This window comes from Streptomyces sp. 8P21H-1 (assembly GCF_013302945.1).
The window spans coordinates 1-432 of the sequence record NZ_JABTYA010000198.1 but is presented as its reverse complement, the minus strand read 5'-3'; the positions used below and the strand labels follow the sequence as shown (position 1 = coordinate 432).

The window sequence follows — 432 nt, the reverse complement described above, 5'->3', positions numbered from 1 at the left end:
TGATGTGGTGCATCGCCAACGAGCCGGCCTCGGCGGAGCAGGGCGCGCGCGAGTACTTCGAACCGCTCGTCGAGCTCACACGCGAGCTCGACCCGACGCGTCCCGTCACGTTCGCCAACCAGGGCGATGCACGCTTCGACAACGACCTCATCGTGGACCTCTTCGACGTGATCTGCCTCAACCGCTACTTCGGCTGGTACCAGCAGACGGGTGACCTGGCGCGCGCCGAGGTCGAGCTCGAGAAGGAGCNGCGTCGACACCGTCGCGGGACTCCACCAGGCCGTGCCGTCACCGTGGAGCGAGGAGTACCAGATCGACTTCCTCGAGATGTACCACCGCGTCTTCGACCGCATTCCCGCCGTCACCGGTGAGCAGATCTGGAACTTCGCCGACTTCCAGACGAAGGCCGGCATCATCCGGGTGGACGGCAAC

At 65.7% G+C, this 432-nt stretch carries 1 pseudogene; it reads left to right on the top strand.

The features are described 5' to 3' along the window. Nucleotides 1-2: 2 nt before the first annotated feature. A pseudogene (locus tag HO151_RS03330) lies at nt 3-432 on the top strand (glycoside hydrolase family 2 TIM barrel-domain containing protein); the annotation flags it as partial.